The organism is Streptomyces sp. NPDC043867 (assembly GCF_056435845.1).
In genome coordinates this window covers 100,238-109,687 of the sequence record NZ_JBWKDS010000029.1, presented here as the reverse complement: position 1 = coordinate 109,687, position 9,450 = coordinate 100,238, and the positions used below count along the sequence as shown (strand labels likewise).

General features: G+C 72.7%; 6 protein-coding genes and 3 pseudogenes. 8 read left to right on the top strand and 1 reads right to left on the bottom strand.

Features of this window, described 5'->3' with window-relative positions; genetic code table 11:
- Nucleotides 1–285: 285 nt before the first annotated feature.
- From AC069T_RS26430 to AC069T_RS26400, 7 genes and pseudogenes are all read left to right on the top strand, one after another.
- Nucleotides 286–522 (top strand): annotated as a pseudogene (locus AC069T_RS26430) (AfsR/SARP family transcriptional regulator); the annotation flags it as partial.
- 288 nt (nt 523–810) lie between these two features.
- A pseudogene (locus AC069T_RS26425) lies at nt 811–1,410 on the top strand (AfsR/SARP family transcriptional regulator); the annotation flags it as partial.
- A gap of 51 nt (nt 1,411–1,461) precedes the next feature.
- Nucleotides 1,462–1,746, top strand: a complete 285-nt coding sequence (locus tag AC069T_RS26420; protein WP_478785101.1) for a hypothetical protein — start codon at nt 1,462–1,464, stop codon at nt 1,744–1,746.
- 5 nt (nt 1,747–1,751) lie between these two features.
- Nucleotides 1,752–2,201: pseudogene (locus AC069T_RS26415) on the top strand (acyl carrier protein); the annotation flags it as partial.
- A gap of 420 nt (nt 2,202–2,621) precedes the next feature.
- Nucleotides 2,622–2,783 carry a hypothetical protein gene (locus tag AC069T_RS26410; RefSeq protein WP_478785103.1) on the top strand — a complete coding sequence of 54 codons (162 nt, stop codon included), beginning with the start codon at nt 2,622–2,624 and terminating at the stop codon, nt 2,781–2,783.
- Nucleotides 2,784–3,967: 1,184 nt separating this feature from the next.
- Nucleotides 3,968–4,756 carry a 4'-phosphopantetheinyl transferase family protein gene (locus tag AC069T_RS26405; RefSeq protein ID WP_478785100.1) on the top strand — a complete coding sequence of 263 codons (789 nt, stop codon included), beginning with the start codon at nt 3,968–3,970 and terminating at the stop codon, nt 4,754–4,756.
- A gap of 558 nt (nt 4,757–5,314) precedes the next feature.
- Nucleotides 5,315–6,136 (top strand): AfsR/SARP family transcriptional regulator, encoded by an 822-nt coding sequence (locus AC069T_RS26400; RefSeq protein WP_478785099.1) that lies wholly within the window; start codon nt 5,315–5,317, stop codon nt 6,134–6,136.
- Between the two features lie 382 nt (nt 6,137–6,518).
- Here the strand turns inward: AC069T_RS26400 and AC069T_RS26395 are convergent, their stop codons facing one another.
- A complete protein-coding gene (locus AC069T_RS26395; protein ID WP_478785098.1) occupies nt 6,519–6,767 on the bottom strand; it encodes a phosphopantetheine-binding protein in 249 nt (82 codons plus the stop codon).
- A gap of 683 nt (nt 6,768–7,450) precedes the next feature.
- On the opposite strand from AC069T_RS26395, the gene AC069T_RS26390 reads away from it, so the two are divergent.
- Nucleotides 7,451–7,810, top strand: coding sequence for a hypothetical protein (locus AC069T_RS26390; RefSeq protein WP_478785097.1), 360 nt, complete (start codon nt 7,451–7,453; stop codon nt 7,808–7,810).
- Nucleotides 7,811–9,450: the final 1,640 nt, after the last annotated feature.

The window sequence follows — 9,450 nt, the reverse complement described above, 5'->3', positions numbered from 1 at the left end:
GTTTGTTTGGTGGGGGTGGGGTGGTGGTGGGTGGCTGGTTGTCTGGCTGGTTGTCTGGCTGGGGGGTGGTGGGTGGTGGGTGCGTGTGGGGGGTTGGATCGGGGTTTGTTGTGGGGGTGTTGGCTGGTGGGGGGTGGGGGTGGGTGTGGGGGTGGGTGTGGGGGTGGTGGGTGGTGGGGGTGGAGGATTCCTGGAAACAGGACGGACGGTTTGCTATTGACATACCGTTCGTGCTGTTTTTGAATTGTGGGGTGCCGGTGGTGCACGTGGACGAGGGGAGACGGCGTGGACATCGACGTACTGGGTGCACTGGATGTCAGGGAGAACGGGGTTTCCATCGCTCCGACGGCTCCGAAGCCGCGTCAGGTGCTGGCGTTGCTGGCGTTGCATGCGGACCGGGTGGTGCCGGTGGATTCGCTGATCGAGGAGTTGTGGGCGGGGCGGCCGCCGCGCAGTGCGCGGACCACGTTGCAGACGTATGTGCTGCAGTTGCGTGAGCTGATCGCGGTGGCGCTGGCCGGCCCGGGTGTGCGCCAGCCCGGCACGATGCGCCAGCCCGGCACGATGCGCCAGCCCGGCACGATGCGCCAGCCCGGCACCGTGCGCCAGCCCGGCACCGTGCGGCAGCCCGGCACGATGCGGCAGCCCGGCACGGTTGGGGAGTCCGGCAGGGGTGTGGGGGAGTCCGGCACGGTGGGGGAGTCCGGCAGGGGTGTGGGGGAGTGCGGCACGGTGGGGGAGTCCGGCACGGGCGTGCGGCAGCCCGGTGTGGTGGGGGAGTCCGGCACGGTGGGGGAGTCGGGTGGGGTGGGGGGTCGGAGTGCGAAGGATGTTTTGGTGACGTTGCCGGGTGGTTATCTGTTGTGTTCCGGTGGTGGTACCAGTGATGTGCGGGAGTTCGAGCGGTTGGCGGGTTTGGGTTACCGGGCGATGGATGCCGGTGATTTCACGGGTGCGGCGCGTACGCTGGCGGCGGCTCTTGGTCTGTGGTCGGGGGCTGCGTTCGCGGATGTGCAAAGTGGTGTGCAGCTGGCGATGGAGGTCCGGCGGCTGGATGAGAGCCGGCTGTGTGCGCTGGATCAGCGTATCGAGGCGGATCTGCGGCTGGGCCGTCATCGTGAGGTGCTGGCGGAGCTGACGGTGCTGACGAGTCGTTACCGCACGCATGAGAATCTGCATGCCCAGTTCATGATTGCGTTGCACCGTTCGGGGCGGCGGGGTGAGGCGCTCAGTGTGTTCCTGCGGCTGCGTGCGACGTTGGGGCGTGAGCTGGGTCTGGAGCCTTCTGCGCGGCTGCGTGGGCTGCAGCACACGATTTTGACGGCCGGGCCCGAGAGTGTGCCGGTGCCGGCCCGTGCGGTGCGTGGTGTGCCTGCTCCGCAGCCCGTGTCCCTGGCTCCGACCTTCTGACCTGTCCGGCGCGCGGGCGCCGCCCTTTTGTGGAGGTACGCATCATGACCAGTGAGCCGACGGCTCTTCCCGGCGCCGATCCCGGCGTTGAGCCCGGCGCCGATCCCAGTGCTGAGCCCGGTGCCGATCCCAGTGCTGAGCCCGGTGCCGATCCCGGTGTCGAGCCCGGCGTTGAGCCCGGTGCTGAGCCCGGTGCCGATCCCGGTGCTGAGCCCGGCGTTGAGCCCGGTGTCGAGCCCGGTGCTGAGTCGGGTGTTGAGCCCGGTGTTGAGCCGGGTGTTGAGCGCGGTGTTGAGCCGGGTGTTGAGCCGGGTGCTGATGTTCTTGGCGAGCTGAAGGCTGTGCTGGCGGGTGTCGTGGGCGCCGATGTGGGGTGTATCGAGTCGGGGCGGCCCTTTGCCGTTCTTGGTCTGGATTCGTTGCTGACTGCCGAGTTCGTCACCGCTATCGGCCGGCACTTCGGGGTCCGTGTCGCGGGCGGGGCGCTGTATGAGTACTGCACGCCGGCGCTGCTGGCCCGCCACCTGGCGGCCCTGCGCGAGGGCGTCCCCGCCGCCGCTGTGCGTGCTGTTCCTGCTCCGGTGGCTGTGCAGGAGGTCCTTGTGGTGCTGCGGGAGCAGCTGGCGCAGCTCCTGCACTGTGAGCCGTTCGAGATCGAGGGCGGGGCCGCTTTCGATCAGCTGGGTATCGATTCCCTGCTGGCCGCCGGTTTCGTTGCCGGTGTCAACCGTGCCTACGGGCTGGCCGAACGTCCCGTCACCGTCCAGGAGCATCCCAGCCTCGCCGCGATGGCTGCCTACGTCGCCTCCCGCACCCGGGACCCCGCAGCCCCCGCAGCCGCAGCCGCGGCCCCTGTGGCACCCGCCGCCGCGGTCCCCGCGGTCCCTGCGGCCCCCGCAGTCCCCGCGGTCCCCGTCGCCGCGGTCCCCGCAGTCCCTGCAGCTCCCGCGGTCCCCGCAGTCCCTGCAGCTCCCGCGGTCCCCGCGGTCCCTGCAGCTCCCGCGGTCCCCGCGGTCCCCGCGGTCCCTGCAGCTCCCGCGGTCCCCGCGGTCCCTGCAGCTCCCGCGGTCCCCGCGGTCCCTGCAGCTCCCGCGGTCCCCGCGGTCCCTGCAGCTCCCGTGGCCCCTGCAGCTCCCGCGGTCCCTGCGGGCCCCGCAGGTCCCCTGGCCCCTGCCGCTCCCGGGGTCGCTGTTGCCCGTGTGGTTCCCGGTGTGCCGGCTGCGGGGGGTGTGCCGCTGCCGGCGCCCGCCGCTGCGGTGGGGAAGCGGCCTGCGCTGTCCCAGGAGGAGATGCTCGCGCTTCTGGACGCGGTGCGCGGGGAGCGGATCGGCGTCGACGAGGCCGCCGCTCTCCTGACGGCCCGCCCCGCCTGACCACCCGGCCACCACCGCGTCAACCGTCACCCGGCCACCACTACCGGGGGCGGTACCCGGCCCCCATCACGGGCCACCGCCACGCGGCCACCACTACCGGGCGGTACCCGGCCACCATCATCACGGCGGCACCCGGTCACCGTCACGCGACCACCAGCACCGGGCCCCATCACGGGCCACCGCCACCCGGTTATCACCCGGGCAGCGCCCGGCCACCACTACCGGGGCGGTACCGGGCAGCGCCCGGCCACCCCTACCCGGGGCGGTACCGGGCAGCGCCCGGCCACCCCTACCGGGGCGGTACCGGGCAGCGCCCGGCCACCACTACCGGGGCGGTACCCGGCCAGCATCCGCCATCACTTCGGCGGCGCCCGGTCACCATCTCCGGGCCACCACCATCCGTCCACCGCCATCCGGCCACTACTTGGGCGGCGTCCGGTCATTACTGCCGGGGCGGTACCCGGCCACCGCCATCCCGGCGGCGCCCGGCCACCCTCACCGATCACCGGGCGACCGCTACCCGTCCACCGTCACGAACCCCCGCCACGCGGTCCATCCGGCCACCGCCATCCAGTCATTGCCACCGGGGTGTATCCGGCCGTCATCCGGCCCTCACCCGGGCGGTATCCGATCACTATCCGGTCACCGCCATCCGGGCGGCGCCCGGTCCGCCATCACCCGGGTGGCGCCCGGCGGTTCCCCGCCGCTCCCGCCCCTGACAGCCCCGACAGCCCTGACGGGTCCGACAGCTCCGACAGCTCCGACGGCCCCGACGGATCCGAACGGCCCGCACGGGGTCCGACAGTTCCGACGGCCCGACAGCCCGAAGGGCCCAGCGGCTGCCGAGCCCCGACAGCCCGACAGCCCGACAGCCCGACAGCCTGGAGGGCCGGAAGGCCTCAGCGGCTGCCGAGCCCCGGCGGGTCCGGCGACCCGGGGGGCCACCCCCGTGGTCCCAGAGCCCCGACAGTCCTGACAGCCCTGACAGTTCCGGTGGCCCCGACAGTTCCGGTGGCCCTGGTGGCCTGGTGGCCTGGTGGTTGTGGTGGTTGTGGGGGTTGTGGTGGGGTCACTGTTGGTGGTGGGGCGGTGAACCGAGACGGACGAGAGACATCATGACCCTCACTACTCCGGAGCCGCTGGGCGCCGGGCCTCTACTGCAGTCTCATCAGGAGCCGGCGCCGGTGAAGTTGTGGCTGTGTTCCAATGATGCTCTTTCGCCGGCGGTCGCTGCTGTTCTTGCTTCGCACTGGCTTGATGAGCGTGAGCGGGAGACCGCGGCCCGTTTCCTTTTCGAACGTGACCGCCGCCAGTATCTCCTGGCGCATATCCTGGTGCGCCGGGCGCTGGCGCTGGAGGCCGGCCTCGCCGAGGCCGAGCAGGTCATCTGGCGTTCTGCGCGCGGGCGGCCTTTCCTGCAGCCGCTGCCCGGCGGCCTGCCCCGGGGCGGCGGTCATCTGGATTTCAACCTTTCCCACGCGGGCGGCTACAGCCTGCTCGGCATCGTCCGCAGGCAGCGTATCGGCGTTGATGTGGAGGGCCTGGCACGCGAGGAGCGTGCCTTGGAGACGATCCTGACCACTTTCACTTCCCAGGAGCAGCGGTGGGCGCAGGAGGAGCCGGCGGGGGAGCGGCGCAGCCGCCGGGTGCTGCGGCTGTGGACTTTGAAGGAGGCCTACTCCAAGGCCCGTGGGCTGGGACTGGCCCTGCCGTTCGATGAGTTCTCCTTCACTCTGGCCAGCAGCCGGGGTGTGCTTGCCTTCCGGCCGCCGGCCGACGACCGGGAGGGGCGGTGGCGGTTTGTGGAACTGGAGCCGGTGCCCGGCGTGCTGAGTGCTGTGGCGCTGCCCGCTGACGACTGTCCCGTCCCGTATCTGGAACTGCACCACGGCTTTCCCTGGGACCGGGCCACACCGCACACCATCGCCCTGCCCGAGCCGGTGGGCGCCTCCCACACCCCGCACGAGCGCTGACCCGCCGGCCCGGAAAGCAAAACCACCCCGCCCTCTTTCCACAGCGGCTTGAGCAGCACGGTTTCCGCAGCGGCTTGAGCAGTGCTTTCCGCAGTGGCTTGAGCAGTGCTTTCCGCAGCGCGGTTTCCGCAGTGGCTCGGGCGGGGGTTTCCAGGGGTTTCGGCTGTGGCTTGGGCAGGGGTTTCGGCAGGGGTTCCGCAGTGGCTGGGGCAGCGGCTTGGGCAGTGGCTTCTGCTGTGGCTTGGGCGGGGGTTTCGGCAGGGGTTTCCGTGGTGGTTTTCGCCTGGTGGCGGTCGCAGGCGGAAAAAGGGAAGGGGTGTGTCCGGCGGGATGTCTGGCGGTGTGTCTGCAGCGGAATCCCGAGTTCACTTCCGGTGGGGGTGCAGGTGTTTTCGAGAGTGGTGAACGGTGTGCGCGATACCTCACTTGGAGTGCCGCTGGAGGACCGCTACAGGGAAACGGTGGCCGGGTACGGGCACCGCTAGCGTGCGTCATGGCGGAGATTTCTGGCCACCAGAAGGAACTGGACAACGAACTCGACGAGGTGGGAGGGGCACCGTGAAGATTCAGGTTCTGGGTCCGTTGAGTGCCGAGGTCAACGGGGGATCGATCGTTCCGACGGCCGGTAAGCCGCGGCAGATTCTGTCGTTGCTGGCGCTGTATCCGGGGCGGGTCATGCCTGTTCCCACGCTCATGGAGGAGCTGTGGGGGACCGAGCCTCCCGCGAGTGCGCTGACGACTCTTCAGACATACATTCTGCAGTTGCGCAGACGGCTCGGCACGGCCATGGGACCGGGCGCGCCGGGCCAGGCGAAGGACATTCTCGCCACCCGGCACGGGGGGTACCTGCTCCAGATCGACAAGAGCTGTGTTGATGTGAACCGGTACGAGGATCTGATCCGGCAGGGCCAGGGCGCGTTCGAGGCCGGTGACAATCAGTTGTCCGCGGCCTGTTTCGGGACCGCTCTGGATCTGTGGACCGGGGCGCCGCTGGTCGATGTGAAACTCGGGCCGGTCCTGGAGATCGAGGTGATGCGGCTGCAGGAGAGCCGGCTGGTCACCGTGGAGCGGCGTATCGATGCCGACCTGCGTCTGGGCCGCCACTCGGAGCTGATCGCCGAGCTGACCGAGCTGACCGCCCGCCATCCTCACCACGAGGGGCTGCATTCGCAGGCCATGCTGGCGATGTACCGCTCGGGCCGGCAGGCCACCGCTTTGGAGGTCTACCGCAGGCTGCGTATGCGGCTCATCGACGACCTGGGCGTGGAGCCCTCCCCGCAGTTGCAGCGTATGCACCAGGCCGTGCTGGCGGTGGATCCGCAGCTGGACGTTTTGGCGGGGCCGCGGCACTCCTCGACGTTCGACCTGTTCGCGGCATGAGGGACATCCCCGCCGCCGCCCGGTCCGGCTTCCCGCCTGCGGGCCGGCCCGCCGCCCGGCCCGCCGCTGTCCGGCCTGCGGCCGTCCGGCCCGGCGTCCGGTTCCCGGCCCGGCCCGCCGTTGTCCGGCCTGCCGCCGCCCGGCCTGTGGTCCGGCCCGCAGTTGTCCGGCCTGCGGCCGTCCGGCCCGGCGTCCGGTTCCCGGCCCGGCCTGGCGCTGTCCGGCCCGCAGTTGTCCGGCCTGCGGCCGCTTGGCCCGCGGCCCGGCCTGCCGCTGTCGGGCCTGCGGTTGGCGGTTTGCCGTATCCGGGCCGTCGCCGGTTCTTTCCGGCCGGGGCGCCGTCCTGGACGGCGCCCCGGCGTTCGTGTGTGCCTGGCGGGGTTCAGGCGGCCGTCTTCAGCCGGGTCACCGTCCCCCACAGCGACGCCGGCGTGGCGAAGGTGTCCACTGAGAACGCCTCGTCCGCGAAGCGGATTTCGTAGAGGCTCTCCAGTGAGCCCAGCAGTTCCACCGCGGCCAGCGAGTCCAGACCCGAGACCCTGAGGTCGGTGTCGGCCTGAAGCGGTTCACCCGCGCCAAGGAACGGCAGGTAGCCCCGCAGGAGTTCCTCGAACGTCATGTCCCAGGCCATGGCTGATCCCACCCTTTTCGTGTGTCGTCGGTTCACCGGAAAACGTTGTGGCCGTACACGGCGCCCCACACCACCCCCCGCCGCCCCGGCGTCCCCCGCGCCGCCCCGGCGTGGCCCGTACCGCCTGGTGTCCGCCGCACCCCGGGGTGGCCCGTACCACCCGGCGTCGCCGTACCGCCCGGTGGCGTAAGGGACGGCGTGCCCGTGGAGGGGGCGGGGGGCGAGGTGTCCAGCAGCACGGCTCCCGTACGGCAGGGCAGGGGCCGTCCGGCCCGTCCGGCCCGCTCCGGCAGACCCGGCCCTCTGTGTGCGGGCCGGCCAGGGCATGGCGCACGGCCGGTGGCGCGGGGCCGGACCGGGCAGCTGGTGCACGCGCGCACTCGTGTGGCACCTCGCGGGTCCTTCCCGCAGGGACGGTGCGAGGGGCGGGGTTTGGGTGCCGTCGGTGGAGGCGTCCGTCATGGTCCTGATGGTTCCCGTCCTGCCGGCCGGCGTCATGAATCGCCCCGTCGCTTTGGCCGGGCCCTGACCCGTGACAGCCTGATCACCTCACCTACAGGCGTGCTGGAGCCGCGGCACAACATTGGGGTCCACCCGTTCTCCGACACCTCTCCAGGGCAGGCGGTCATGGTGTGGGGGACAATTTGCACGGGACGACGAACCATGAAGAAGGGCTTCTCGTCATGGTGCCCACGTTGGCCGAGCCCCTCAGCGGGGCGCTGCACGAACTCCTCACCGCGCACAGTGTGCGCGAACGCAACAAGGAACTCGTCCGCGCGCTGGTCGCGGCCGGCAACCGGGGCGAGGTCAACCGGCTCACCCGCCACTGGGCGGCCCCTGAGGGGACCGGCGGGCGGGCGCTGCCCGACGGGCTGGGGCTGACGGTCGAGAGCCTGCTGGCCGACGACGACGTCGTCGCGCTGCGGGCGACCGCCCGCGCCGCAAAAGCGGCCTGGTCGCTGGTGGCGGAGCTCCGCTTCGACGCGGCGGGCCGCCTCGCACAGTGCCACGACCTGCTCGTCCCCGCCACCGTGCCGTCCTGACACAACCCCCTCGAACCGGCGTCAACCACCCGGGCAGACATCGCCGGTTCGGCTGGGCGGGCGGGCGGTCCGGCGGGCGCCGGACCTCGCGGCCGGCGCCCGCGGACACCGCGCAGCGCACCGCTGGGGCGAGTCCGCCGACAGATGCCAGATCGCGCACCGGCACCCCTCCCGGGCCGGACCCGCCGCTGCGCCGCCCGCAGGACGGCGCCCGCCGCCCCCGCCCGCCGACCGCCCGCCGACCGCCGGCCGGTTCGCTCCGCAGGGCAGTAGCAGGCCCCCGCCCGCTGCTACCGCGCTAGGTTCCGCCACGGCTCCGAACTCCGCTCACGGGCAGGCCAGTTCCACGGCGCGGTGGGCACCCGCCGCCCGGGCCGGACCCGCCGCTGCGCCGCCCGCGGAACGGCGTACGGCACCTGCCGGCCCTTGCCTGCCGCCCGCTGCATGGGCGGCTGTCGGCCGGTTCGCTCCGCAGGGCAGTAGCCGGCGCCCGCCCGCTGTACCAGGACGGGTGTCGCCACAGCGCCGAACTCCGCTCACGGGCAGGTCAGTTCCGCGGCGCGGTGGGCACCCGCCCCCCGGGCGGACCCGCTGCTGTGCCGCCCGCGGGACGGCCTACGGCGCCCGTCGGCCCCCGCCTGCCGGCCGGTTCGCTCCGCAGGCAGTAGCTGGCGCCCGCCTGCTGCTACCGCGCTAGGTTCTGCCACGGCTCCGAACTCCGCTCACGGGCAGGTCAGTTCCGCGGCGCGGTGGACGCCCTCCCGGGCCGGACCCGCTGCTGCGCCGCCCGCGGGACGGCGTACGGCACCTGCCGGCCCCCGCCCGCTGTACCGCGCCGAGTGCTTCCGCAGCGCCGAACTTTGCTCACGGGCAGGCCAGTTCCACGCGGCGGTGGGCACCCGCCCCCGGCCGGACTCGCCGCTGCGCCGCCCGCTGACCGGGTACGGCGCCCGGGGAACGGCGTACGCCGCCCGGGGGACGGCGTTTGGCGGCCGGGGTGGGGGGTGCCGGGCGGGCGGGAGGTGCGCGGGACGCGGTGAGCGGGCAGGCGTGCTTGCCCGGTGCGCGGTGTCCCGGGGTGTCCGCGCGGACGAGTGCAGGTCGTAGACGGTTCGGGGGCCACTGGAGGAAACGGACGTACGGGCCGTGCCGGAGCTAGCGTGGCAGGGCCGAACGGGAGGGGCCGGCCATGGACGGAGCACCGCACCGCACCGGCACGCACCGCCGCCGCACCCGCGGCCGGATGCCTGCCGGATACCCGGACCGCCGACGCACGGCAAACCCGGACCAGGGGAGTGCGCTGTGCGCCCGAGCCGGCGCCGCGCGCTGTGCGCTGTGCGCCCGGACGGGGGACACCGCATACGCCCCGGGTACCACCCCGGGTGACGCCCCCCAGGACCCGCCGGTCCCGTACCTGCCGGTCCCGCACCTGCCGGGGTCCCGTACCGCCGGTCCCGGTTGTGCCGGTCCCGTACCTGCCGGTCCCGTACCTGCCGGTCCCGGTTGGGCCGGTCCCGGATGGGCCAGCCCCGGTTGGGCCGGTCCCGGTTGGGCCGGTTCCGTACCGCCGGTCCCGGTTGTGCCGGTCCCGTACCTGCCGGTCCCGGTTGGGCCGGTCCCGGTTGGGCCGGTTCCGTACC

Coding starts and splice junctions, on each gene's coding strand:
- AC069T_RS26395 (WP_478785098.1), bottom strand. CDS start 6,767: ATGGCCTGGGACATGACGTTCGAGGAACTCCTGCGGGGCTACCTGCCG.
- AC069T_RS26390 (WP_478785097.1), top strand. CDS start 7,451: ATGGTGCCCACGTTGGCCGAGCCCCTCAGCGGGGCGCTGCACGAACTC.